At 34.2% G+C, this 25,281-nt stretch carries 26 protein-coding genes and 1 pseudogene; 15 read left to right on the top strand and 12 right to left on the bottom strand.

What is annotated here, in order from left to right:
• The first annotated feature begins 90 nt into the window (after positions 1–90).
• Both MKY81_RS15535 and MKY81_RS15530 read left to right on the top strand, forming a co-directional pair.
• Positions 91–666 carry a recombinase family protein gene (locus MKY81_RS15535; RefSeq protein ID WP_341118791.1) on the top strand — a complete coding sequence of 192 codons (576 nt, stop codon included), beginning with the start codon at positions 91–93 and terminating at the stop codon, positions 664–666.
• Between the two features lie 115 nt (positions 667–781).
• Positions 782–1,627 carry an AraC family transcriptional regulator gene (locus MKY81_RS15530; protein ID WP_010731423.1) on the top strand — a complete coding sequence of 282 codons (846 nt, stop codon included), beginning with the start codon at positions 782–784 and terminating at the stop codon, positions 1,625–1,627.
• Positions 1,628–1,997: 370 nt separating this feature from the next.
• Here MKY81_RS15530 and MKY81_RS15525 read toward each other — a convergent pair whose 3' ends face one another.
• A complete protein-coding gene (locus MKY81_RS15525; RefSeq protein WP_341118286.1) occupies positions 1,998–3,281 on the bottom strand; it encodes an MFS transporter in 1,284 nt (427 codons plus the stop codon).
• Positions 3,282–3,907: 626 nt separating this feature from the next.
• On the opposite strand from MKY81_RS15525, the gene MKY81_RS15520 reads away from it, so the two are divergent.
• The 6 genes and pseudogenes from MKY81_RS15520 to tnpC all read left to right on the top strand — a co-directional run bounded on the left by MKY81_RS15520 (position 3,908) and on the right by tnpC (position 8,813).
• Positions 3,908–5,067 (top strand): IS3 family transposase gene (locus tag MKY81_RS15520; RefSeq protein WP_341118285.1). Its coding sequence is split into 2 segments (ribosomal slippage): positions 3,908–4,169 and positions 4,169–5,067, totalling 1,161 coding nucleotides; the frame shifts between segments, so codons are not numbered across the junction.
• 170 nt (positions 5,068–5,237) lie between these two features.
• On the top strand, positions 5,238–5,675 hold the full coding sequence (locus MKY81_RS15515) for a CBO0543 family protein (RefSeq protein ID WP_321198721.1): 438 nt from the start codon (positions 5,238–5,240) through the stop codon (positions 5,673–5,675).
• A 23-nt stretch (positions 5,676–5,698) separates the two neighbouring features.
• A complete protein-coding gene (locus tag MKY81_RS15510) occupies positions 5,699–6,382 on the top strand; it encodes a DUF421 domain-containing protein (protein ID WP_341118284.1) in 684 nt (227 codons plus the stop codon).
• A gap of 173 nt (positions 6,383–6,555) precedes the next feature.
• On the top strand, positions 6,556–6,750 hold the full coding sequence (locus MKY81_RS15505; RefSeq protein WP_039238838.1) for a hypothetical protein: 195 nt from the start codon (positions 6,556–6,558) through the stop codon (positions 6,748–6,750).
• Positions 6,747–7,100 carry an IS66 family insertion sequence element accessory protein TnpB gene (tnpB, locus tag MKY81_RS15500; RefSeq protein WP_140384346.1) on the top strand — a complete coding sequence of 118 codons (354 nt, stop codon included), beginning with the start codon at positions 6,747–6,749 and terminating at the stop codon, positions 7,098–7,100. The genes MKY81_RS15505 and tnpB overlap by 4 nt, the downstream gene beginning before the upstream one ends.
• Before the next feature lie 120 nt (positions 7,101–7,220).
• Positions 7,221–8,813 (top strand): annotated as a pseudogene (tnpC, locus tag MKY81_RS15490) (IS66 family transposase).
• A gap of 115 nt (positions 8,814–8,928) precedes the next feature.
• On the opposite strand, the gene MKY81_RS15485 reads toward tnpC, so the two are convergent.
• The 3 genes from MKY81_RS15485 to MKY81_RS15475 form a co-directional block, all read right to left on the bottom strand.
• A complete protein-coding gene (locus MKY81_RS15485) occupies positions 8,929–9,114 on the bottom strand; it encodes a hypothetical protein (protein ID WP_058005451.1) in 186 nt (61 codons plus the stop codon).
• Between the two features lie 2 nt (positions 9,115–9,116).
• Positions 9,117–9,557 carry an Hsp20/alpha crystallin family protein gene (locus MKY81_RS15480; RefSeq protein ID WP_039238847.1) on the bottom strand — a complete coding sequence of 147 codons (441 nt, stop codon included), beginning with the start codon at positions 9,555–9,557 and terminating at the stop codon, positions 9,117–9,119.
• 125 nt (positions 9,558–9,682) lie between these two features.
• On the bottom strand, positions 9,683–9,892 hold the full coding sequence (locus MKY81_RS15475) for a hypothetical protein (RefSeq protein WP_025910116.1): 210 nt from the start codon (positions 9,890–9,892) through the stop codon (positions 9,683–9,685).
• Between the two features lie 223 nt (positions 9,893–10,115).
• Here MKY81_RS15475 and MKY81_RS15470 point away from each other — a divergent pair, with 223 nt between their 5' ends.
• Both MKY81_RS15470 and MKY81_RS15465 read left to right on the top strand, forming a co-directional pair.
• Positions 10,116–10,397 (top strand): RNA polymerase sigma factor, encoded by a 282-nt coding sequence (locus MKY81_RS15470; RefSeq protein WP_066234285.1) that lies wholly within the window; start codon positions 10,116–10,118, stop codon positions 10,395–10,397.
• Positions 10,351–11,259: a hypothetical protein gene (locus tag MKY81_RS15465; RefSeq protein WP_066234287.1), complete on the top strand. Its 909-nt coding sequence runs from the start codon at positions 10,351–10,353 to the stop codon at positions 11,257–11,259. Before MKY81_RS15470 ends, MKY81_RS15465 begins: the two co-directional genes overlap by 47 nt.
• A 42-nt stretch (positions 11,260–11,301) precedes the next feature.
• Here MKY81_RS15465 and MKY81_RS15460 read toward each other — a convergent pair whose 3' ends face one another.
• The 3 genes from MKY81_RS15460 to MKY81_RS15450 form a co-directional block, all read right to left on the bottom strand.
• Positions 11,302–12,429, bottom strand: coding sequence for a DUF2515 family protein (locus tag MKY81_RS15460; RefSeq protein WP_108071585.1), 1,128 nt, complete (start codon positions 12,427–12,429; stop codon positions 11,302–11,304).
• Between the two features lie 160 nt (positions 12,430–12,589).
• The gene (locus tag MKY81_RS15455) at positions 12,590–13,354 is read right to left on the bottom strand and encodes a hypothetical protein (protein ID WP_244913475.1); all 765 of its coding nucleotides are present in this window, start codon (positions 13,352–13,354) and stop codon (positions 12,590–12,592) included.
• 105 nt (positions 13,355–13,459) lie between these two features.
• Positions 13,460–15,112, bottom strand: coding sequence for an FAD-binding dehydrogenase (locus tag MKY81_RS15450; protein WP_108071586.1), 1,653 nt, complete (start codon positions 15,110–15,112; stop codon positions 13,460–13,462).
• Positions 15,113–15,338: 226 nt separating this feature from the next.
• On the opposite strand from MKY81_RS15450, the gene MKY81_RS15445 reads away from it, so the two are divergent.
• From MKY81_RS15445 to MKY81_RS15425, 5 genes are all read left to right on the top strand, one after another.
• Positions 15,339–16,223, top strand: coding sequence for a polysaccharide deacetylase family protein (locus MKY81_RS15445; protein ID WP_108071588.1), 885 nt, complete (start codon positions 15,339–15,341; stop codon positions 16,221–16,223).
• 30 nt (positions 16,224–16,253) lie between these two features.
• On the top strand, positions 16,254–16,928 hold the full coding sequence (locus tag MKY81_RS15440) for a YkyA family protein (RefSeq protein WP_181294637.1): 675 nt from the start codon (positions 16,254–16,256) through the stop codon (positions 16,926–16,928).
• Positions 16,929–17,006: 78 nt separating this feature from the next.
• Positions 17,007–17,165, top strand: a complete 159-nt coding sequence (locus tag MKY81_RS15435) for a hypothetical protein (protein ID WP_181294638.1) — start codon at positions 17,007–17,009, stop codon at positions 17,163–17,165.
• Between the two features lie 161 nt (positions 17,166–17,326).
• The gene (locus MKY81_RS15430; RefSeq protein ID WP_108071592.1) at positions 17,327–18,109 is read left to right on the top strand and encodes an LAGLIDADG family homing endonuclease; all 783 of its coding nucleotides are present in this window, start codon (positions 17,327–17,329) and stop codon (positions 18,107–18,109) included.
• A 22-nt stretch (positions 18,110–18,131) separates the two neighbouring features.
• Positions 18,132–18,503, top strand: a complete 372-nt coding sequence (locus MKY81_RS15425) for an rRNA methyltransferase (RefSeq protein ID WP_066233640.1) — start codon at positions 18,132–18,134, stop codon at positions 18,501–18,503.
• 260 nt (positions 18,504–18,763) lie between these two features.
• On the opposite strand, the gene MKY81_RS15420 is transcribed toward MKY81_RS15425, so the two are convergent.
• From MKY81_RS15420 to parE, 5 genes are all read right to left on the bottom strand, one after another.
• Positions 18,764–19,222 carry a PH domain-containing protein gene (locus tag MKY81_RS15420; protein WP_066233643.1) on the bottom strand — a complete coding sequence of 153 codons (459 nt, stop codon included), beginning with the start codon at positions 19,220–19,222 and terminating at the stop codon, positions 18,764–18,766.
• Positions 19,223–19,337: 115 nt separating this feature from the next.
• Entirely contained in the window at positions 19,338–19,805 is a 468-nt protein-coding gene (locus MKY81_RS15415; RefSeq protein WP_066233646.1) for a staygreen family protein, read from the bottom strand.
• A 59-nt stretch (positions 19,806–19,864) separates the two neighbouring features.
• Positions 19,865–20,623: a hypothetical protein gene (locus tag MKY81_RS15410; protein ID WP_108071594.1), complete on the bottom strand. Its 759-nt coding sequence runs from the start codon at positions 20,621–20,623 to the stop codon at positions 19,865–19,867.
• A gap of 124 nt (positions 20,624–20,747) precedes the next feature.
• Complete coding sequence (gene parC / locus MKY81_RS15405; RefSeq protein ID WP_066233652.1) at positions 20,748–23,189, bottom strand: DNA topoisomerase IV subunit A; 2,442 nt, start codon at positions 23,187–23,189, stop codon at positions 20,748–20,750.
• The gene (parE, locus tag MKY81_RS15400) at positions 23,189–25,165 is read right to left on the bottom strand and encodes a DNA topoisomerase IV subunit B (RefSeq protein WP_066233655.1); all 1,977 of its coding nucleotides are present in this window, start codon (positions 25,163–25,165) and stop codon (positions 23,189–23,191) included. The genes parC and parE overlap by 1 nt, the downstream gene beginning before the upstream one ends.
• Between the last annotated feature and the right edge of the window lie 116 nt (positions 25,166–25,281).

Raw genomic sequence — 25,281 nt, 5'->3', positions numbered from 1 at the left:
GAGTGTACTCTATTGATACGAGTGTAGTAGACTGATAAAATCATAGTTAAGAGTGTCTCATAAGACTTGTCTCAAAAACGAGGTGATATTTTGCGAAAAATCGGTTATATACGTGTCAGTTCGACTAGCCAAAATCCTTCAAGACAATTTCAGCAATTAAACGAAATCGGTATGGATATTATTTTTGAAGAAAAAGTTTCTGGGGCAACAAAGGATCGCGAGCAACTTCAAAAAATGTTAGAGGATTTACAGGAAGGCGACATTATTTATGTTACAGACTTAACTCGGATCACTCGGAGTACGCAGAACTTATTTGAATTGATTGATTTAATACGCAGGAAAAAGGCAAGCTTAAAATCACTCAAGGATACATGGCTAGATTTATCAGAGGATAATCCATACAGCCAATTCTTAATTACAGTAATGGCTGGTGTGAACCAATTAGAACGAGATCTTATCCGTATGCGTCAACGAGAAGGGATTGAGCTGGCTAAGAAAGAAGGGAAGTTTAAGGGTCGTTTAAAGAAATATCATAAAAATCACGCAGGAATGAATTATGCAGTAAAACTATATAAAGAAGGCGGTATGACTGTAAATCAAATTTGCGAAATTACTAATGTGTCTAGGGCTTCATTATATAGAAGGCTATCGGAAGGAAACAAATAGTTTGTCCTGATTCTATCAAAAGGTTTATTTTTTTGATACCAACATTTTTAGGCATGAAATGTCGACAATTATTATCTATTTTGTTTTAAAGTAAATATTGAAAGGAAGTAAATTTATGGATTGGCTAGAAAGAATGAACAATGCGTTAAACTACATTGAAAATAGCTTGAATGAAGAAATAGACTACAAAGAGATTGCAAAAGCAGCTAATTGTTCAGAGTTTCATTTTTCAAGAATGTTCTCTTCAATCTCAGGTATATCGCTATCAGAATATATTAGACGTAGACGGTTAACACTCGCAGCATTTGAAATTCAAAAAAGTGATATCCGGATCATTGATGTGGCAATTAAATATGGTTATGTTTCTTCTGATACTTTCTCACGTGCTTTTCAAAAAATGCATGGAGTAACCCCTTCCAATGCTCGTAATAGAGGGGTACAGTTAAAAGCCTTTCCCAGAATTTCCTTTCAAATTTCTATTAAAGGAGATACCGAAATGGAGTACAGAATTGAAAACCTTGATTTTGAATTAAGAATTGTTGGAAAAAGTAAGCCAGTAAAAACAAGCAGAGCATTTAAAACAATCCCTACGCTTTGGAACACTGCGAAAAAAGATGGATTTATGCAAGAACTAGTAGATATGTCATGGGAAAATCCAAAATGCACGCTTGAAAGCCTTCTGGGGGTTTGCGGAAAAGAAGCCGCCATAACAGATGAACAATTTTCCTATTTTATGGGCGTAAGATACGATGGGGAATCCCCAGAAAATATGGAGACGCTTATTATTCCCGCAAGTACATGGGCAGTTTTTCCGAACATAGTGGATGCATGGAAACGTTTATATTCCGAGTGGGTCCCTACCTCCGAGTATGAACTTGCAAATTTACCGTGTATAGAATGTTATTACGGTCCGAAGCATAAACCAAGACACGAACTCTGGGTCCCTGTTATCCCGAAGTAAATTACATATTCAGTAATAGAATGCTGTTTATGGAGTAACGAAAAAAGAGCCGAATTTCTCAATTTAGGTGATGGGAAATCAGGCTTTTTATATTGGAAATTCCTTATCGTTGTAAATCCGCATTTTCCTGACGCTACCCCTACATGAGGTAACATCTAATCCATTCGATAATATTTCGAAATTTCCTTAACGTATATTTTCCGTTTTGTAGATTGAACCCTTTTAAATCTATATAACTCTCATTTTTGTTTATAAAGAATGCATTCGATTTCATGTTTAAAGGTTGCCCTTAAAGGCAACCTTGATTAATTTTATTTACTATTTTAAAATATGGTATATCTCTTTGGTAAGCTATGACAAATTAATCTCCTTAATTACCTTTAGAATAATTATATGTTTTATTATCTGTATGCTTTTCTATATTTCCATTATGTGCATATTTATAGACATTAATATAAATATAAATGATAAAAATCCCAATACAAATAAAAATATAAGTTACCCCTATTTCAGGAATATATTTCATCCCCCATATAAATAGACTAGATAACATTCCTCCCAAAGCTCCTATTAGTCCAAGAATTGATAAATGTGTTCCTCTAGTTTGTTCAGGTATGGATTTAGCTGTAATAGCTTGTAAAGTAGGTAGGTAAATTAATCCTCCAACTGATATAAATAACATTCCTAACATTAATAATACAGGATGAATAAAATAACTTAAAAAGATATAACCTAATATAAATAATAGTAAGCCCATTATTAAAGTAGTTTTTTCTGATAATTTCTTAGTAAGTTTAATAATTAGGCCAGCTGCTAAGGTTACTATTATAGTGTCTTCTAAGTTTAAGTATCCAATTATTTTATATCTTGATATATTAATATTTTCCAGAGGGTATTTTGACACTATTCGTATACTTAAATAATTAGGGAATTGTTCTTTTAAAATATTTAATAATAGTTGACCTATACAAAGAAAAAGAAATAATTGGAATGTGAATATACTAAGTAGATTGAATTTTTCCTTTTTTATATTTGTTTTGTTTTCCTCTATGGTTTGTACTATTTTGCTTGTTTGAGATAAACGATTTTCTTTTATTAAAATATATGTAAAAATAGCAGAAATAAATGAAGTAATGCCTACTATAAAAAATAGCCAAACTGAATAATCTTCAAAAAGAAATCCTCCTAATAGACTTCCTATAGCAAAAGCTACACTTGAAATCCACATAAAGTATGTATATATTATTTTCCTATTACTTTCATTACTTGCATCAATTATTAAGGCAGAATATGCAGGATTTGCAGTGCTTTCAAAAAAATATATAAAGCTAAATGATAGTAATATAGGTATAGAGTGAAAATGTTTTAACGAATCAAAAAAACTTACTACTACGAATCCGATCCCAGTAATTATTTCGCTAATTATTATAACTTTTTTTCTACCGATACGATCAGTAGTTCTTCCTCCAATAAGATATCCCAAAATACTGATAATTCCAATTATAAAAATCATTGTTGTTGTTAATGAGGGGCCAATTTTTTCGGAAAAATATACAACAGTATATGGCATTACCATTGTTTGAGTAATTACAGTAAAAAATTTCAATAGCAATCGGACACGAATAGTTTGATTAAATGATAATAATTGTTTCATTTTTTAACCCCTTTTGGTTATTTTTGCATAATAATCATATATTTTTTTCCGAAAATGTCAACAAAGTTGAAAAAAAATATATTAAAAATGTTTAGAAAACATTGATAAAAGTAGGACATTTATGTAATATATTGGTATATCCAAATTTAGGGAGAAGGTGATACTATGAAAAAAGTACTGAATTTACAGGGTATGAAAAATACACAACCTATCCGTGAAAATAACACAAGTGTATGTAAAGCGACAGATGCTTAACGTTAGAGTTTCTTATGTTTTATAGTAAAAACACTAATATATTTACACATAAATCAATAGTTTAATCAGTCAGAAAAAAACAAATTTATGTAATATATTAAAAATTTGATTAAATATATTGACCAATTTTATCTATTTATGTAATATATTGGTGTACCCAAAATAAGGAGGTGTTACTTTGAGAAAAGTACTAAAACTACAAGGTATGGAAAATTCACAACCTATTCGTGAAAACAATACCAACAAATGTAAAGAAACTAACTAATTCATGTACTTAATCAGTACATAAGAGCGAGAGGGTATGATGCTAGACTAAATAGTAGACACAGATTGTTATAATAAAAATATCAACTATAACGAGGTGTGTCAGGATGGCAAGAGGTAACGGCAATCGATACGAAGAGGCATTTAAAATTGAAACAGTTAAGTATATCAATGAAAACCATAAGTCTGTAGCTCAAGTTGCTAGAGAAGTGGGGGTCAATGAAAATACTTTATATAGCTGGTTGAAGAAATACGGCCAAAAACCAGAGATTAAAGCTGTAAAATCTTTTTCCTCAGAATCAGCTGAATTAAGGGCCCTTCAGAAAGAAATTCGTGATCTACAGGAGGAGAATGAAATTTTAAAAAAGGCGATGCACTACTTCGCAAAAAGCCCTCGGTAAAATATGAATTCATTCATGAAAATCGCTCCCAATTCCGAGTGGAGAAGATGTGCAGCGTTCTGGGAGTTTCTAAAAGTGGTTACTTCAAATGGTTAAAACAACCGATAAGTAACAGGAAGAAACAACACGAGAAATTATCACAAATGATTTTACAGACCCACCTAGAATTCAAGCAACGTTACGGCAGTGTGAAAATTGCTAAAACGCTCAATAGTCGTGGCGTAAAAGTAAGTGTGCGTACGGTCTCACGTATTATGACAAAGAACCAATGGAAGTCTTGTATAGTCAAAAAATACAAGGCTACGACCAATTCGAAACATGCACATCCAGTAAGTGAAAATGTCTTAAATCGACAATTTAAACCTTGTAAACCAAACCAAGTGTGGGTAACGGATATAACTTATATCCCGACCAATGAGGGCTGGTTGTATTTAGCAAGTGTAATGGATTTATATTCTCGTAAAATAATAGGTTGGGCAATGGGCAAAACCATGACAAAGGAATTGGTTATCTCTGCATTAAAGATGGCTTACAAGCGTCAAAAACCCGGAAAAGGTGTTATTCATCATTCAGACAGAGGTGTTCAATATGCTTCTTCTGAATATCAAAAGCTATTAAAAAAATACCATATGGTTGGTAGCATGAGCCGAAAAGGAAACTGTTATGACAACGCTTGTATCGAGTCCTTTCACGGTATTCTTAAACGTGAGCTAGTGTATCAAATAAAATATAAAACTAGAGAAGAAGCGAAGAAATCATTGTTCGAATACATCGAGTTCTTTTACAATTCAAAGCGGATCCATTCAACGTTGGGATACTATACGCCGAATGAATTTGAGCGAATGTATAGAAAATCTGCAGCTTGATTTTACCTTCATAAAAAAGTTTAAATCGCACTTTATTTAAACTTTTTTATGAAGGCAACCAAGCGAAAGCGCGGTAGAAAAATCTGTGTCTATTTTCTTGACGTAGTATCAGTTGGCTAAAAAATGAGTTTTTAACTTGGGAATGGTGGATACTAGTCGTTTTTTTAGTTGTGCCTTGGGTTATATGGGCTAAACTTGTTAAACGAGACATTATTTTAGAAATTTTGTTATTTGGTACCATAATTATCTTGACAACAACCTTATTAGATATATTTGGTGCACAATATAGTTTTTGGGATTACCCCATTGCATTCCTACCTTTTATTCCTCGGGCCTTTCCTTTTGATTTTTCAATGATACCTGTAGCTTACATGTTGTTATATCAATATTTTAGAACATGGAAATCTTTTATTTTAGCCCAGCTCATTATGGCACTAACATATGCCTATATAGGTGAACCCTTTTGCGAGTGGATCAAACTTGTTAATTATTTAGAGTGGAGATACAGATATTCATTCATATATTACATCATTGTTGGAATTGTAACTCGAGCTTTAATACTAAAACTAGCCTCTTTATCTAAACCACAAGATCTTACAACTAAGTAAAATTTAAATTGGAGGAAAAAACTTTGGAAGAAGTTAATATTGGTTTACTGACGATCAAAGTCATCGTTGGTTTTGCAACTTTATTTTTTATCATTATCATAACAGGCAGAACATCCATCTATCAGTTAACCCAGTTTCACTTAGTTTTTGTGTTAGTACTTGGAGATTTTTTAGGAAATACCATTTATGAAGATAAGGTAGGGATTTTTCATTTTTTATATGCCATCGGATTGTGGACGTTTCTTATGTTGGGAATAGAGTTTATGACTCTAAAAAATAAATCGACACGTTCTCTCTTATTAGGCAATCCTAACATCATCATTCGAGATGGTGTTATGGACAGAAAGTTACTTACAAAGCACAAATTGGATGTAAATCAAGTATTGAGTATACTCCGTCAAAATAATGTCTTTTCAGTTCGCGAAGTCAAATACGGTATATTGGAAGCTAATGGGCAAATAAGTTTATTATTAAAATCCAAGTATCAAAAACCAGACAAGCAAGATCTCAATCTTCCAGAAAGTCCAGTAGACCTCCCAACATCGTTAATTATAGATGGGGAAATTTTATGGGATAATTTACATGAACTCGGATTTGATCAACAGTGGTTAGATAACCAATTAACTACCAATGGATATGATAATGTAAAGCGTATACTTTACGCAGATTGGCGAGAGAGTGAAGGCATACATGTAAGTCCTAAATAAAATTTGTTAGGATAAGAGCACATCAATTTTCTTGGTGAATATAAACTTTAGTCTTCAACAATCAGGCGCTTTAATGAAGTAACTAAAGCGTAAGCCCCCATTCAAACAACGCATATAAACACGCAGCACCTCCTGGTACGATACATGTATAAATAAAAGGAGGTGCTTTTCCTATGCCACAACAAAAACTAACCATTGTTCCCGTTACATTACATACCGAAAACGAAAATAATTCTGCAACAAAGCCAACAGTGCTTTCCTCCAATCCTACTTGCACGATTAAAACAGCAAACGCTGAAATTTCCTTCTTTAACGGTGTAGATGAGCATATCATCCAAGCGGTCATGAGGGAGTTGAAAAATGGGTGAAACACGACTATACAAGTGTTAAAAACATTTATATCATTTGCGGTAAGACAGATATGAGAAAAGGAATTGATGGGCTTGCCACACTGATTCAAGATTCTTTCGAACTTGATCCATATGGCGATTCCATTTTCTTATTTTCAGGGTGGAGTAAAGACCGCTATAAATGTCTGTATTTTGATGGTGATGGCTTCGCCATGCTGTATAAGCGTTTGGATAGTGGAAAACTTCAATGGCCAAAAGATGAAAATGAAGTACGCCATCTTTCACAACAGGAGCTTCGCTGGCTCCTTGAAGGGTTATCCATTCAGCAGCCAAAAGCCATTCAACCATCGCCAAAAGGTGCGTTCTAAATTCGTTCAAGTCGTTATTTTTATCTTTATTTTCACTGTTCGAACTGATTATAATAGGAGGAACGAAACTGAACGAAACTGAACGAAACTGAACGAAACTGAACGAAAGTGGTGAATGATGTGACGAACGTTTCTTCTACGAATGAAAATCAATCTGAGAAATTAATTCGATTGCTTGAAGATCAATTAGCTCATTCGAATCAACAAAATAAAGAGTTATCGAAAAAGTTGGATCAATCGTTGAAACAGATTGAATCGTTAACGCAACAACTTTAACACTTAACCAAGCTCTTATATGGCTCTAAAACAGAAAAATCCAAATACAATACGCCCGACGGGCAAGTGTCCTTATTTGAGGATGACCCGTCTTTTACTGATCCTGAGCACACAGAAGAACAAAGCCAACAGACCATTTCTTATACTGTTGTACGAAAAATTCAACCAAAAAAACGAAATGATTCCTTGCGTGAAGATATTGAAATAGAAGCTATTCACCATCATCCAGCAAATACAATCTGTGACGGTTGCCATGATCAAATGATAGAAATGGGCAGTACAATCGTGCGTGAAGAGGCGAAATTTATTCCTGCGAAAATGATGAAAGTTCAACATATTGAACACGCTTATGAATGTAAAAAATGCAAAAGCGATTCATTACAAAAAGGGCAGATTAAACGTGGTAAAGCGCCACAACCTCCCATTCAACGTAGCATCGCAAGTCCTAGCGTATTTGCCAAAGTGATGTATGATAAATTTTCACAATACTTACCTCTTTACCGTCAGGTAAAGGAATGGGAGCGTTATGGCCTGAACACGAATGATAAGAACCTTTCCAATTGGGTCATTCGTGCCTCACACGATTGGCTATTGCCTATTTACGAACGAATGAAGTCTTTGATGATGGCTAAAACCATTCTACATGTCGATGAAACGTATTCACAAATTATCAACCGTTCCGATGGCAAATCTGGTCAGTCTAACGCCTACAATTGGGTCTATCGAAGTGTGCCCAGTCAAGGTCCAACGATTGTCCTGTTTCAAAGTTCATTATCACGTGCTCGGTCTGTTCTCGAAAGCTTCATTGAAGATTATTCCGGAACGATTGTCTGTGATGGTTATTCGGCCTATGACAAAATAGAAGGCGTCACCTTCGCAAATTGTTGGGCGCATGTTCGCCGTTATTGGATGAAAGCGAACAGCAAGAACGGACAAATCGGTGTCAGCTATTGTGATGCTTTGTATCGACTTGAAAGGAAATTCAAGCATCTGTCTCCCAGTAAGCGAAGAAAGAAACGTCAAAAGTTTGCGTTGCCAATCGTTAAGAAATTCCTTGACTGGGTTGAAAAATCACCATTCTACGGCAAAAATGCGCTTGCAAAAGCAGCTGAATATACTCTGAACAGAGCGAATGGACTAAAAGCATTCTTGAAGGATGGCCGTATCGAAATTGATAATAATCCAGCCGAAAATGCCATTCGTCCAAATGTGATGGGTCGAAAAAACTGGCTCTTTTCCGTCAGTGAAGCTGGTGCAAAAGCCAACGCCATCTGTTTAAGTATCGCAGAAACGGCAAAAGCAAACGGAGTGGATTTCTATCGTTATCTCTTGAAGTTACTGACGGATTTTCCGAATCTTGATATCTATCAACATTCGGAAATTTTAAATCAATATATGCCTTGGTCAAAAATGATCCAAGCAGAATGTGGCAGATAAAATGAAATCACCGTATATCTGATTAAAAAAATCATGATATACGGTGATTTATGATGCGTACGGTTAAGGTATGCTTATTTTTTATAGTTCGGGCTTACAAAAGAAAAGCATTACCTCAAAGGAAGTAATGCTGGTAGGAATTTTTAATATTATTAGTCAGCTCATTTAAAATAATTTTTTTCTTTGCCTGAGGTAAATGGCAGCTTAAAATTAGCAAATCAACTAGGTCAGGTTGTTCCTCAGCAATTTCCTGCAAGTAATCCCTGCCAAACTCTTTCATAACAGGTAGCAAACTGCTCATTTTTAATGGAAATCCACATCAATTCTCTTTTTATTTGTTTGAGTTTGTTTAGGCATGATAACTTCTAGTACACCATTCTTATAAGAAGCCTTTATACCTTCCTCAGAAACAGGAGTTGGTAGTGTAATAGCTCTGTGAAAGCTACCTGTGTATCTTTCTCTCCTATGCATATTCTCTTCTTTAATCTCATTAGTTCTGTTAATTGAGCCACTAATTCTCAATACATTATTTTCAATATCAATGTTTACATCTTCTTTACTCTGTAAGCCTGGAATGTCACAAGTTGCTACTACCTCTTTATCTGTTTCATGAACATCCACTCTTATATTCCCCAATTGATTCATTTCATTGTCTAAATGAAAAGGGAAATCATTGAATAATCTGTCAAAATCTCTCCTAATGTTAGTTAATTGTCTAAATGGATCATAAGGTATTAATGCCATTTGTATCATCTCCTTAGTTATTTTTAACAAATATATTTTTTACATTTACTATGTAATTATTCATTTAAGGGATAAGCTGAGTCAGTTTTAGAAAAGCATCCTATTACAGAAAAAGGAGAGCCTAATTAGCTCTCCTCAGTGTCATTAGTTTTAACCTCATATCCAAAAAGCTGTGACCTTTCATCAGGTATCCATTTTCCATCTCTAATCCTGCTCAAGCCCTGATACAAAGAGCCTCCTATAATATTCTCTAACCATTTGGAGCATTCAGTCATAGTATCAAAATCATGTAAGTATACTCCATTTTTATACAGTGAATACTTTTTATGTTGCATACTAACACCTCCTTTGATTGATACATGTATCGTACCAGGAGGTGCTGCGTGTTTATATGCGTTGTTTGAATGGGGGCTTACACTAAAGCCTAATTTTTCACTTATAACACCGAGAAATTAGACTTTTTATATTTTGATTTCCTTAACGTTGTAAATCCGCATTTTCCTGACGCTACCCCTACTATGGCGGAAAATCAAAAATATATTATCGTCTGAACAAAACATGTTAGATACCGTTGAAATGGAAATTATCAAAAAACAAGAAAATAATCAACTATATAAGGCAATTTATAAGCTACCTACACAATATAGAGAGGTAGTCATCCTCCGTGGAATAATGGAACTATCATCAAAAGAAGCGAGTGACATAGTAAAATGTAGTCCTAATAAAGTGAATGTTATGTACCATCGTTCCTTAAAAAAATTAAGAGAAATTTTAAAGAAGGAGGGATATACTTATGGAGGAAATGAAAGATATACAGGAAAGTCTAAAAAATCTTCCTAAATATTCTTTAAATACTGAGCAAAAGCAGAAAATATTACATTCGCTACAGACAAAACAACTGCCAATGAAGAGAAGGCAATATAAGTTACCAATCATTTCATTTGCAGCATGCTTATCTATCCTATTTTTATTAATTTTTACCCAGCTACCAATAAGTAATCAACCACATCCTCAAAAGACTTTAACCCAGTTAAATGGTCAAAAAGGAAAGATGTTTACACTTCCTGATACGAAACAAGAAGTATTAGGGATTGAAAATAAAGTAGGGATTTTAAATGTATTTAATCATTTTGTTGCAAAAGACGAGAGAAGGGTTGCAAAGCTAATGCTCTTTTTCTGGGGAAACCCAAATGCACTAGTATCAAAAACATATCGTGTTGAAGCAGTTAATCAATTTGGCGAAAAATTATTACTGTCTGAAGGAGAGCTTTCTTCAGGTTTAAATAATGAAGATGCACATACATTAACGCAGTTTTCCCCATTTCCAATGGAGGGAAAGTGGCAACTCTCATTTTATGTTGATGATAAATTATATGATGAGTTTACACTTGATGTTTTACCGCCATTTCCGAAGACTAAACATTATATGTTAAATGATTCTCCAAAGGAATTGATCATTGGAAAGCAAGAGCAGATTAGTATTGAGAGTTCCTGGAAAAATAAAAAAGAAATAACCGTAAAGCTAGTTGATGATAAAGGTAAAGTGGTTGATCAACAAATCTTCGAGAGAGAAGAAATGAATTATCGTGAAGCTAGTTCAAATGATCTCATTTATTTCTTTAATGGAAAGCTTACATTTCCGAAGAAGTCTATTTGGACGTTAGAAATAGATGGAGAAAAAACAAAATTTTTCAGCAACTGAATGCCCTAAAAGGATGCGAGTAATAATGTGGGAAGGTATGTTCTAATCAATGAAGGAAAGGGCTTTTTTCGTAATTGCTGCCAGTTCAAGTCTTTCGAGCGTTTTACAATATTCATGTTCAATCTCTCCACCTACATGTTCTTTTGAATTAATAAGATAATAGATTACTTGCCAATTTGAGTACCAGTCGCCAACTTCGGCATCTTGATGAACCTGATTTTTCCAAGCGTATTCTAATCTCGGACTATAGAATCGGGGGGATTTAGGAAGTAATTGACAGGATTTTAACCTTGCTTTTACAAGTCGACCGGGTGTTTCCTCATTAACATCATTAAATATTTGGGGCCAATAGTCTTTTCGCGATGCTGTGTGCGGATGGTTAATAGCCCATTTTTCAGTTAAAGTTAAAAGATTGCGGTTATTAAATAGGATGTTATATAAACGCTTCCCTAAGAGTATTCGCTCATGTAAATTTAGAAAATGGTTCAATGTTTGTCCTGATAAATATAGTTGTTTATTTCTAATATAAGGGAATAGGATTTGGTTCATTGAAAGGAAATCTTGTATTTTGAACTCAATTGTACCGAAAACGTCTTTTTTAAATACTGGATTATTTATCACCCTTTTTTCCAAATAATTTTGTTCGTTTACAATTAAAGCAATGGCTAATGGATATGGATCTTTATCCTGCCAAAATTGATTCCAAACTGCGACCATAAATTTAGAAACATGAAAATGGGGGAGGAGATGAAAGAGGTTTTGTCCTTTCATTTTACTTTCTTCATAAACTAGAAATTGTGGATATGCATCTTGAAAGATTAACCAATTCCCTCTTTCTAGAAATGTAAAAAACGAAGTAGCTTCTTTGTTTGTCAGCAGTTTTGATAAAAGGCTTCCTTTTAGGTCCGTCATATTCCATCCACCATTTCTTGATACCATATGGCCTAAAAATGCCCAATGAATTTCGGGATGCCGTAGATAAAAATCAAGATAGGCATTCGTTCTAGTAATATTATTTTTGTTTAGCAGCCTTGTTTGTTCTACAATACTCTTAATGATGGCTTCTTCTTTTGGAAAAAGATTAATCGTTACTTTCTTATTTAATTCCTTTTTTATATTTATAAGGGGTTTAGAAAGAAATTTCCTTTTTTGCTTATTAAACGTTAGCAAATGATTAATTCCCTCCTCGAACAATTAGCTTTATTAAATGAAGAGGATGTAAGCAGTGAATTTTTTACCTGTTTTTGTATATTTTATTATGTAGATTTGAAAGAAATGATTAATTTAACTATTTCAGCCGATAAAAAAGCTAGAGGCATGAATTTTTCCTCTAGCTTTTTTTGATTTTTGATGGGTTGTTAATTTTATAATAAACGGGAGCATCAATGATGTATTTTTCCTCAACATCTTTTCCTTTAGGTAATTTCTTTTTTACTATTTTTCCATTAAAATCTAGTGTGTCACCTGGAACGAGCTCCAATTTCTTTAATGTTTTCGAATGAGAACACCAACAAAGATCAATTTCAATCGGAGTCTCTTCATGGATAACAACATTTTCAAGAATAATGACTTCATCATTTTCTTCATTAAAGTTATTCCAGCTTAATGCAAATTGCTTAACTGCTGCTGTAAAATGTACTTTTTCTTCTGGTAATTGGATCTTTGCAGGCTTCTCTTGCTTTTCTTTCTTTGTAGTTGTTTCTTTATGTAATCTTTCTGATTTATTTTCTTTAGTCTGAGATGCTTTCGGTTCCTCTTTTTGTTTAGGTGGTGATTGTTCACTTTTGTTAGAAGCGACATAAACCTTTCCGAAACTTGGTGATTGCATTTCCTTTAAATAGGCGGGGTGAATACAGCATAAATTCCCATCTTCAAATTCAATAATAACAGTATTATATTCCTCAGATTTACCATATACCTCATAACCGATTATTTTAACTATGCTCTGTTGTGTATCATCCTTAAACCAAAATTGTTTTTTTACTTCTTTAGTGGTGGATAAACCCCATTCCCGAACTTTTTCTTCATAATGGTTTTCATCTATAAACTTAGAATAGTCTCCCTTTGGAGGAAGATACATTGTGTTATTTGTCACCTGAGTCACTTCCTTTCTTACCTATTGTACACGATATTCATTCTCGTAGAAAATTGAAAGCAGGGAATAGATAGATGAATAGCATTCCTCAACCGATGAACCGTTTTATTTTAACTCTTGAATAAGTGCTCTTCCTGCTTGGCGACCAGTAAAGAGGCAACCACCTACGAATGTTCCTTCAAGTGAACGATAGCCGTGTACTCCGCCGCCACCAAAACCGGACACTTCCCCAGCTGCGTATAGTCCATTAATTGGATTTCCCGAAGAGTTTAAAACACGACCAGACAAATCAGTCTGTAATCCTCCGAGTGTTTTTCGACTTAAAATATTTAATCGAACAGCAATTAACGGACCATTTTTCGGATCGAGAATTTTATGTGGTTTTGCAACACGAATAAGTTTATCGCCAAGATATTTACGAGCACCACGTAAAGCAGTAATTTGTAAATCCTTTGTAAATGTATTTTCCATTTCTCTATCCCTAGCAATGATTTGACGTTCTATTTCTGCAAACTTGAGCAAGTTCGTACCAGTTAATTTATTCATTCCATCAACAAGTGCTTGTAAGTTATCTGCAATGACGAAATCTTCGCCTTTATCCATGAAAGCTTGAACAGGAGCGGTGGCACCTGGTTTTACACGAGACAATACTTGTCTTATACTTTTACCTGTTAAATCGGGATTTTGCTCTGATCCAGAAAGTGCGAATTCTTTTTCTATAATTTTTTGGGTTAAAATAAACCATGAATAATCATATCCGGATGCTTGAATTGACTCTAACGTTCCTAACGTATCAAATCCTGGAAAATTTGGAGCCGGGAAACGTTGGCCTTTTGCATCAAGCCAAAGGGAGGAAGGACCTGGAAGGATGCGAATGCCATGCATAGGCCAGATCGGATCCCAATTTTTAATTCCTTCTGTATAGTGCCACATACGATCCCTATTAACGATTCGGCCGCCAGCCTTTTCAGTTATGGCCAACATACGGCCATCCACATGTTCTGGTACGCCACTAATCATATTTTTTGGAGGAATACCTAATCTTTTCGGCCAATTCTTCCTAATTAGCTCATGATTCGCACCAATCCCGCCGCTTGACACAATAACTGCTTGGGAATGAAATTCGAAGTCACCTATTACTTCCCGTGAGCTTGATTGACCACGAGCGGCAGTGCTAGCTACTAGTTGGGATCCTTGTACTCCTACGACCGGACCATTTTTAGTTATTAATGAATCAACTCTATGTCTAGGTCGATAATCAACGAGACCATTTTTTATTGCATTTCGAACTCGTGTCTCAAATGGTTTCACAATCCCTGGACCTGTACCCCAAACAATATGAAATCGAGGGACAGAGTTACCATGACCTTCAGCTAAATAACCTCCACGTTCGGCCCAACCTACTACAGGGAAGAATCGTACACCTAATCCATATAACCATTCTCGTTTTTCACCGGCTGCAAAGTCAACATAGGCTTCGGCCCATTTTTTTCCCCAGTAGTCTTCGTCGTCTCTATCAAATCCCGCAGTCCCTAACCAATCTTGCCAAGCTAGATCCCGTGAATCCTTTATTCCCATTCTGCGTTGCTCGGGTGAATCCACTAGAAATAATCCGCCAAATGACCACCAAGCTTGGCCGCCTAAAGAGTTTTCAGGTTCTTGATCGAGAAGTAACACGCGTTTATTTGCGTCTGCGAGTTCGGCAGTTGCAACCAAACCAGATAAACCAGCCCCTATAACAATTACATCATATTCCATTTATATCCCCCTAAAATATGGTTATTATTAGAATATACGAATTTATCTGAATTATAATATGCTATTTATATTATAGTCGGGTGCCAATCTTATGTAAATGTAACAAAACTTTTTAAAGTGATGTGGAAATTTGGAAGTAAATGTTGAAGTTTGTAATTTTTTTGTCACCTTTTTTTTGGATTTACCCATTATACTAGTTGAAGTAGAAAAACTCGAAGGTGATTAAATGACTAACAAGCAAAACCAGAGAAGAAAAAGAATGATTTATGAGATTGGAGCAATAATAATCATCTTACTATTTATTGTCGGATTTTCTTTTAGAGGAACGGAAGATGATGTAATGGTGGCTGTTAAAAAACAAGGTCCTCCGAATGAAATTCCTATGATGGAAAATGCCCCTCAACTAAAACAAACGATGAAAGGTTCAATTTATGCAACTTCTATAATTCAGAAAGAAAAGGAACTAATTCAACAAGAGGAAAATCAAAAGATTGTTTATTTAACTTTTGATGATGGGCCTTCATCTGATGCGAACGAGTTACTTGATGTTCTCGACCATTATGGTGCAAAAGCTACGTTTTTCATGCTAGCTCCTCATATAAAAGCATATCCCGAAGTTGTTAAACGGATGGTAAAAACAGGATATGCTGTAGGTCTACATGGTGTAACACATGATGCCCGTCAATTTTATCATTCAAAGAAAAGTCCATTGCATGAAATGCAGGAGGACCAGAAAGTGCTTGAGAAAATTACTGGTGTGAGATCGACACTTATTCGAACCCCATATGGAAGTGTTCCGTATATGTTGGATTCGTATCGAAAAGAAATTGAATCATATGGATTCCAGCTGTGGGATTGGGATATCGATAGCGATGATTGGAAATCAAATAGTAAGGCATATGTTTCACGTGTTATAAACGGAATTAAATTTATGGATAGTATTGGAAAGCATCCTGTTATATTATTACATGATCGTGGGCCAACAATTAAATATTTGCCAATATTATTAAATTGGTTAAATAAAAATCATTTTGTTACAAAAAATCTTGAAGAAAGTATGGACGCATATAGTTTTAAATGTAATGACCGTTGTCATCCTTATGGTTCATAATATAATAGATTACCAGAAAGGGGGATAAAGGTGAAAAAAAAGGGTACGATAAAAACAATTGTTCTCATTTTTGCAATTGTCACAGCAAGTATAACAATTCTTGTAGGGTGTGAATCGGCAAATAAGGAAATTGCTACAATTTATCTTCACTTGGAAAAAGCCGCAAATAAAGAATCGAGTTTAAGTAAATATCAAAATGAACTGAATAACTTGCAAAAAGAAGAAAATAAACTGTATACATCAATACTTAATTTAAAGGTTACGAGTAAAAAAATAGATCCAATACTTGATAAAGCGCGTGAATCATTACAAAAGCGGCAAAAGCTTATTCAGAAAGAAAATACTATTATCGAAAACTCGTATAATGAAGCAAAAAAGATTAAGCCAATTATGAAAAAAATTGACGATCAAACCCTTCGAAATAAGACGAAAAAAGTGGCAAATTCTATTAATAAACGTTATGAAATATACAAAAAAATTTACAATTTATCAAATGAAAATATAAAAGCTGATCAAAAGTTATATAATTATTTACAACAAAAAAACATTCATATTACAAATTATGATAAACAAATTAAGAAATTTAACAAGGATAATAAACAATTGAAAGACCTTAAAGAACAGTTTAATCTTTATACAAAGCAGTATAATAAGGAGAAAATGACGCTTTATAAAGCAGGAAATTTGAAATGGTCTTCAAAATAAAAAATGATAATCTTAGTTAAATTATAAAAAGGGATATACGTATTTCTACTTTATAAAAAATTATTTGGGGGGGTATGAATGAGTAATAATAAAGAAAATGTTATATTAATTGCCTCCGCTTCAAAAGAATACGGGAAAAAAGTTGTTACCAATCGATTAAATCAAATGAAACGTGATCGTGCAAATCTACAAAATAAATTATCTAATATCAAGACAACAACACGTTATGTAAACTAATATATAATTGCCTTTACGAAGATGTTCCCTGTAACAGGGGCATCTTTTTTTTGACAACTTATTGCAAATAAGAACGTGTATTCGTATAATGGAAGAAACAGATTATTTTTGTACATCCTTTGTTTTAAATATATTTTTTATTTTTCCAAAGGAGTGATGTTATGCCTAGAAATCCAGGTATTACAGATGAGATTATTGTTAATATGTATAAGAGTGGTATGTCATATAGTGAAATGATTCCTATAATTGGTTTATCTGATCGAGGCATTCGAAATGTTCTTTATAAACATGGAGTGAAAATGAATCGCGAAAAATCATCTGGACAACCCCGCAAGCATTCAGTTAATGAAAACTTTTTCAAAGTTTGGTCTCATGAAATGGCATGGGTCTTAGGACTTTTTTTGACGGATGGACATGTTCATAAGCAAACTCATACTATCTCATTTTCCCAAAAGGATGAAAAAATTCTTCGATTAATTGCAAAATTAATGGAAGCTGACTATGTCTTAGCGCCTTTTGGAAAAACGAAAACAACACCTACACTAAATATTTACTCAAAATCTATCAAGATGGACCTTAAAGCACTAGGAATTATTCCAAATAAATCCTTAACTGTTCCGTTTCCCGCTGTTCCTAAAGAGTATTTGCCTTCTTTTGTAAGAGGAGTAATAGACGGAGATGGGTGGGTTCAGCATACGGGGTATGTAATGAACATCACAACAGCAAGTTCACAATTTGCAAATGGACTTTTTAATGTATTCCAGACATGGGATTTACGTTCAGAGATAACAATCACAAACAGTAAGTCTGGGAATGTAATCTATCGTGTCTGGGTGAAAGGGAAGTTTGATTTACCTAAACTAGCTGATATTATATATAAAGATGCAAATGATTATTTTATTCCATATAAAAGAAATTTTATGACCCTTCATAAAAAAATGTAGCATGAAATAAGGAGTGATATTAATGTGGAAATTAGTAAATGGAAGTTTGGTTCAGGTAACAGATACTTCAAGAGTAAAATTCAGAACAAATATTAGCAAACGTTTATTAGATCAATTAAATGCTTTGGCCGAAGAACATGACACTCATGTAAATTATCTAATTGAAAATGGATTACAACATGTGCTTTCACAAGGAGTAATTTTGTTTAATAAAAAAGAGAGACCTAAAGATCGGATTCAGTATAAAACTACTTATGATAAAGAATTATTAAATTGTGTAAAAGAATTTGCTAAAAATCATCAATTATTTATAAATGATGTTATTGAATATAGCGTTAAGTATATCGACACAAAAAATATAAAAAAAATTGGTCATAAACACAGGGTAGAATAGGTTGTTAACATATTTATCTTAACGCCCCCACCATAATATATATTATCGGAAGTTAATTAATGAAAATTAATTCCGTCTCAATTCAAAAGAATACTCGTTATATTGAGACGGAATTAATTTTTTTATAGTGTTCCAAAGTTCATCAGTATTAAAATAATTAATGTGCAGGATAATGTTATACCCGAATTTGACATTTACTAAATCAAAAAAATACTCTTCGCTTTTTTATTTTTTAGTCACTACTAATATCCTTATTAAGTTTACATAATATTCTCATCCGTTTGTTCCTCATTGTATGTATTATCAACAATTTTAGGATTTATTTGCTTTAGTTCATAAATAAACTCGGCTTGATTTTTTGGCGAAATGATGATCGTATGCCATTTGTTATATTGAATTTCGATTCGATCCATTGATAACGCCGGGCTTGAGATAATGTTTTTTGTGCTTTCTATCGTTTTAATTTCATTTATGTCGATTATTGCATATTTAAACGGACCAGCAATAATTTTCAGCTTTCCGTTATTAATTTCATAATATGTATTCATCCATAACCAAGTAACAAAAACAAGCGAAATACTTACAATGATTAAGCCGAAAATTGAATCTGAGTCTTCGAGCCCATGAATTAATAAAATAATAATTGTCCCAAGCAAAACTATGAATAAACTCCAAGTAATAATAGTAATGATAGGTCCTTTTTTAGAATAAAAACGCATAACTCTATATTCCCCCACTTTTTATCTCTACTATTGTGTATACGAATCACAATCATAATAGTTTCAAATAAATTGGCTTTATAAATAATCAAAAAAACACAGGTAATCACCTGTGTTAAGAATTGACCGATTCTTTTTTTAAATATTTCCTTGCTGTACCCATATATAGTGTTCGATAGAACTCAGGATATTTTGCTTTTATTTCAATGTGTATCGGTGCATCCAATAGCAACGGATGATAATGTAAGAATCGCTTATCTGCGTCAATAATATGTGCGATGAGCTGAGGTAACTCTTTTTGATAAATCATATAACGAACTTGATCTAGTTTGTCGTTATAGCTATCTGAGTTTATGTTTATTCTTCCTAAAAGAATGTATTCCCCCATTTTAGTTGTCCACTCTGCCTCAATTACGCTGAAAAGACCATTTGTTAACTTCGTAAACGGAAATTGTGTTCCGATTGACAAATACCATTCACCGGTTGCTTCAGAATGTGTTAATGTGTATTTTCTTCCTTGTAAGGGATTTAAATCTGTCGCCGGTGGAATGATATTAATAGATAAATTGTCTAAATGATCCATGATAAGCATCCCCTCTTTATCTATGCTTAACATATTGTATGATACTTGCCTATAAAAGGTTACCGATCTTTCCACTTTGTTTGTATTTGATTCCATTTTCCGTTTTCATAATACCAAACAGATATAAGTGTTCCTAACGCATCTGCATGGTAGGCCCCACTAACCCTGCGATAAGATTTTAATCCAAATCCTTTTTCTCCTTTAACTTTAATAATTCTATACACGTCTACCGGATCAATCATTAATTCTGTAGGCTCGTTTAACGTTCCGTTTTTTTGAAATAGTCCTAAGCGAATATAATCTTTTTTACGATTTGATAATTTAAATTTTTTAGTAAAGCTAATTTCCGGTATTGTGAGACTGGCTTTGAATTGATCTTCAAAGTGTCCCTGAACATTTAATGCAGGCGGCATTGGGATATCAATTGCTTTATTATCTTTTAAAGTCGTTAAACGATAATTATATAACCCCCCACTTCCACCTGTACCACTAGATTCTAATAAATCTAAAACATTATCATGATTTAAATCCGCAAATTCAATTTTTGGCTTATATCCCGGTTCATAGTCAATTCGAAACTTTTTATTGTTGGATGAAGTTATTTCCGCCCAAATTTTCTCCATGTACATACTACTAGCATCGACTTGTATCCCTTTCAGGATAATTTTATCTGGCTTTCGGTCACCTGTAACATCAATTTTATATTCTTGTAGTATCTTTTCATTTGTATTGGCTGATTCTCCGGCGTATGATATTGCAACAGTACTAAGAGACATAAAGAAAAAGGCAAATACAGCAAGTACATATTCTTTTTTCATCGTCGATTCTCCTTCATTCCTTTTGCTCATTATTGTTTCCAATAATTTTTTGGTTATGTAAAAATAACCATTGATAAAACAAAAAGCATTTGCCCGAAATTTTGGACAAATGCTTTTTTATGCTTTATTCTTCTATTGTTTTATTATTAGGCTTTTCTTTCCAAACTTCTTTCACAACGCCATTTTCACTTTCATCAATAACGAAAGAACCATTTGTATATCGGTCATTGAAACGTAAAGTTGCAACGGCGATTGATTCAAGTACATCTTTTTCTGTTTGAAGCCACATTATATCTTTTTCTTTAACAATATCTAAACCGATTATTCGGTGTGGATTGTTTTTCAATTCGCGTAGCATCACTACGCCGCGTTTTGCACGTGTTGCTTTTTCAAACTCACTCAATTTCATTTTTTTAACAGCACCACGCTGGGTTGCAATAAAAACGGATTCTTCTTTGGTGTTTTCTAATATTTTACCTGATGTAACATAATCTCCATCCTTTAAGTTGATCCCCTTTACTCCAGCTGCACGAGCCCCGACGATATTTACTTCTTGTTCATCAAACCATAAGCCATAGCCTAAATGAGTAGCTATAAATATATCTTTAGAACCGTCGGTAAGATGGACATCAACTACTTCATCTTCGCCCTTTAAATTAATGGCTACAAGAGGTTTAGAATACCTTTGGGCATTATATTGATTAATTTCCGTCTTCTTAGCCATGCCGTTTTTAGTAATAAATAATAAATAGTTCGATGCATTAAAATCTTTAATTTCAATTACTTCAACAATTCGTTCATCTTTTTCAATAGGAATAATATTTGTAATGTGTTGTCCTAGATCTTTCCATCGAATATCAGGAAGCTCATGAACGGGACAGTATAAGTAATTCCCTTTGTTAGTAAATAAGAGAACGACACTTGTCGTATTAATTTCTTCTTGGAATAACACTCTATCCGTTTCTTTTATCGCAAGATCCTGTCCATTTGATGCCGAATATGACCGCATACTCGTTCTTTTAACATATCCATCCTTCGTAACTGTGACCATCACATCTTCGTTCGGAATCATAACCTCTAGGTTAATTTTGATTTCCTCAATTTTTTCCTCAATAAGAGCCCTTCGATCATTTACATATTTCTTTTTAATTTCTTTAAGTTCTTTTTTGATGACGTTTAATAAATTTTTTTCGCTATCTAGTATTGATGTAAGTTCTTCTATTTTTTTTCTAAGCTCTTCTGCTTCTTTTTGCAATGCTGTAATATCCGTATTTGTTAAACGATATAGTTGCAAAGATACGATTGCTTCAGATTGTGCTTCAGTAAATTGGAATTTCGCAATTAGATTATCTTTAGCATTGCGTTTATCCTTAGATGCACGAATCGTTGAAATCACTTCATCGAGTATTGATAAAGCTTTCATCAATCCTTCAACAATGTGTTGACGTTCTTTTGCCTTATGTAAGTCATATTTTGTCCGATTAGTTACGACTTCTTTTTGATGACTAATATAAGCATCTAATAACTCTTTCAATCCCATAAGTTTCGGTCTGCGATTAGCAATGGCCACCATGTTGAAATTGTAGGTTATTTGCAAATCCGTATTTTTAAATAAATAATTCAGAACTCCATCTGCGTGGGCGTCCTTTTTTAATTCAATGACAATGCGGAGACCCGTACGATCGGTTTCATCACGTACTTCGGAAATTCCTTCTACTTTCCGATCTAAACGTAACTCATCAATTTTTTTCACCATATTTGCCTTATTCACTTCATATGGAATTTCAGTGATAATGATTTGCTCGCGGCCGCCACGTACGGATTCAATTTCTGTCTTACCACGAACTACTATTTTTCCTTTACCAGTTTCATAAGCTTTTCTTATTCCGTCAATCCCTTGAATAATTCCACCAGTAGGGAAATCAGGTCCTTTAATGACTTTCATTAAATCATCTACGGAACAATCAGGTTTTTCAATACGCATGATCGTTCCATCTATCACTTCACCTAAATGATGCGGTGGGATATCTGTTGCATAACCTGCTGAAATTCCTGTTGATCCATTAACCAAAAGATTAGGGAATCTTGCTGGTAGAACAGTGGGCTCCTTTGATGTATCATCAAAGTTTGGGATAAAATCGACTGTATCCTTATCAATATCGCTTAAAAGCTCGGATGCAATCGCTGATAATCTCGCTTCAGTATAACGCATCGCAGCAGGAGGATCTCCATCAATACTTCCATTATTACCGTGCATTTCAATTAAACCATTTCTTACTTTCCAATCCTGGCTCATCCGAACCATTGCTTCATATACAGACGAATCACCATGCGGATGATAATTACCGATTACATTACCGACCGTTTTTGCTGATTTTCGGAAACCTTTATCATTTGTGTTTCCTTCGACATGCATCGCATATAAAATACGGCGTTGGACAGGTTTTAAACCATCACGGGCATCCGGTAATGCACGATCTTGAATAATATATTTACTATACCGTCCAAAACGATCACCTAATACTTCTTCAAGGGGCAGGTCTTGAAATTTCTCTAAACTAGTCATCAGTCTTGGTCCCCTCCTTCAACTGATAAATTTTCATTTTCTAAAATGCTTTGATCTTCTTCTAAACCAAAGGCAACATTGTTTTCAATCCATTTTCGACGCGGTTCAACTTTATCACCCATTAAAGTTGTTACACGTCGTTCTGCACGAGCAGCATCATCAATTCGTACACGTATCAATGTTCTCGAATCAGGATTCATCGTCGTTTCCCATAATTGGTCGGCATTCATTTCACCTAATCCTTTGTAACGCTGAAGTATATAACCTTTTCCTACCTTTTTCGTTACGCTTGATAGCTCATCATCCGTCCAGGCATATTCAATTATTTCCTTTTTTCCCGTCCCTTTACTCGCTTTATACAAAGGAGGTAAGGCAATATAAACCTTTCCGGCTTCGATAAGTGGTTTCATATAGCGATAGAAAAATGTAAGCAGTAACACTTGAATATGTGCTCCATCGGTATCTGCATCGGTCATGATAATCACTTTATCATAATTGACATCTTCTAAGTTAAAGTCTGGTCCAACACCTGCACCGATCGTATGAATGATTGTATTAATTTCTTCATTCTTAAAAATATCTTGCAGTTTTGCTTTTTCCGTATTGATTACCTTACCACGCAATGGGAGAACCGCTTGGAACTTTCGATCACGCCCTTGTTTCGCTGAACCTCCTGCAGAGTCACCTTCGACAAGATAAAGTTCGTTTTTTTGTGGATTCCGCGACTGTGCCGGAGTTAATTTTCCAGATAAAAGACTTTCCGACTTTTTGCGTTTTTTTCCACTGCGAGCTTCTTCGCGTGCTTTTCTTGCTGCTTCTCTTGCTTGAGCAGCTTTAATCGACTTTTTAATAAGCAAATTACTTGATTCGGGATTTTCCTCTAAAAAGTAGGCAAGATGTTCAGAAATGACAGCATCGACAGCAGATCTTGCTTCACTTGTTCCAAGCTTACCTTTCGTTTGCCCTTCGAATTGCAGTAACTCTTCCGGAATTCGGACTGAAATAACAGCTGCTAGTCCTTCACGAATATCGGTACCTTCCAAGTTTTTATCCCGCTCTTTCAATAAATTAACTTTACGGGCATATTCATTGATCACTCTTGTCATTGCTGTTTTTGCGCCAACTTCATGAGTTCCTCCATCTTTTGTTCGTACATTGTTAACAAATGAAAGCATATTTTCCGAGAATCCATCATTAAATTGAAAAGCATATTCGACCTCGATCTGACCTGCTTCTCCTTCAATAAATACGACAGGATGAAGAATGTCCTTTCCTTCATTCAAATATTCAACAAAAGCTTCGATTCCATTTTCATAAAAAAATACATCATTTTGATCGTAGCGTTCATCAATAATTTCGATTTTTAATCCTTTTAGTAAAAATGCAGACTCGCGTAAACGTTCACACAACGTATCGTAATTATACGAAGTCGTACTAAATATGGTCGGGTCTGGCTTGAAATGAATGAGTGTCCCTGTTTGGTTTGACTTTCCGATTTTTTCCAATGTTGTTTCAGGTTTTCCACCATCTTTAAATTTTTGTTGATAGACATATCCATCCCGTTTAATTGTAACAATTAGCCATTCGGATAATGCATTGACGACAGATGCACCTACTCCGTGCAAACCACCACTTGTTTTATAACCGCCCTGACCGAATTTTCCACCCGCGTGTAAAACAGTAAAAATTACTTCAGTAGTAGGCTTTCCTAGTTTATGCATACCCGTAGGCATTCCACGACCTTTATCTTCAACACTAATACTGTTGTCTTTATGTATTTTAACAATAATGTGATCTCCGTTTCCCGCTAAAGCTTCATCAACGGAGTTATCTACTATTTCATAAACTAGATGATGCAACCCGCGAGCATCTGTTGAACCGATATACATTCCCGGTCGTTTTCTTACGGCTTCCAGGCCTTCTAATACCTGTATCGCATCATCATTATACTCAATCAAGTTTTGTTTCTTTGCCACAAATATTCCCCTTTCAAAACAACACTGCTCTCTATCTACTTTCCTTATTATTTAAATACAGACGAAAAAACAAACAACTGTTCGTATATTATTATAGCATTTTCCGGACAAACGTC

Source organism: Heyndrickxia sp. FSL W8-0423, from assembly GCF_038009395.1.
In the GTDB taxonomy this organism is placed as follows: Bacteria; Bacillota; Bacilli; order Bacillales; family Bacillaceae_C; genus Heyndrickxia; species Heyndrickxia sporothermodurans.
This window is presented reverse-complemented; position numbering and strand designations above follow the sequence as displayed.